This window comes from Neisseria sp. P0001.S005 (assembly GCF_051963715.1).
This window is the reverse complement of sequence record NZ_JBQCTZ010000477.1, coordinates 1-706: the sequence shown is the minus strand read 5'-3', so window position 1 is coordinate 706 and position 706 is coordinate 1. Positions and strand designations below refer to the sequence as shown.

Here is a 706-nt window from a genome sequence, read left to right as displayed (position 1 = left end):
TCTTTCCCGCTGTTCTTGAAAGAATGCGAATTTCGATTTAACTTCGGCACACCGTCTCAACAGCTTAAAATCCTGCGAGATTGGTGTGGAATTTAGGGCTAATCTACGTCAGCCCCTTAGTTTTTGATGACGTTTACGGCGTAATGGGCAGTAGTGTTACGGCGGGCTTGGGCGCGCATCATATAGACCTGCACTTTATATTTGCCCGATTGGGTAGCGATACCGTCAAATTTATCGCCTTGTGCCGAACCGTTAAATACGGCTTCATCGTCTTTGGGTGCCCATACGTTGAAATAGGCGTTAGGGCTGCCGGTTTTACTGATGCGCAGGCGGTCGCCCTTGCGTACGGAGAACAAATGCTCGGCGGTTTGATAGCCGGTGATTTTGCCGGAAAAACGCTGCTTGGTTTGTTTGTGTGCCGAAGCTGGTTTTGAAGCTTCCGCTTTAGGCGTGGCGGCATTTGAATAAGTGGTAAACAGTAAGGGAAGGGCGGCTAACAAGAGAAATTTTTTTCATGGGTTGGGTCTCCGAATGTGGGGCGCCAATATGGCACTCATTTTGATAACCCATCAGTATGTTCATATTTTTATAAAGCCAAAGCCGAATAGGGCAATATTCATTTTTTCAATCAGGCCGTCTGAAAACAAATATTATTCAGACGGCCTTTTCTGATAATATAACAACGAATTATTCCTTTCGGAGCCGT

The 706-nt window shown here is 46.0% G+C and carries 1 protein-coding gene and 1 pseudogene; one reads left to right on the top strand and one right to left on the bottom strand.

Features of this window, described 5'->3' with window-relative positions; all coding sequences use genetic code 11:
- Window positions 1-96, top strand: a pseudogene (locus tag ACTHSP_RS21180) (IS1595 family transposase); the annotation flags it as partial.
- A gap of 20 nt (window positions 97-116) precedes the next feature.
- Here the strand turns inward: ACTHSP_RS21180 and ACTHSP_RS21175 are convergent.
- Window positions 117-500 (bottom strand): hypothetical protein, encoded by a 384-nt coding sequence (locus ACTHSP_RS21175; RefSeq protein WP_004518967.1) that lies wholly within the window; start codon window positions 498-500, stop codon window positions 117-119.
- Between the last annotated feature and the right edge of the window lie 206 nt (window positions 501-706).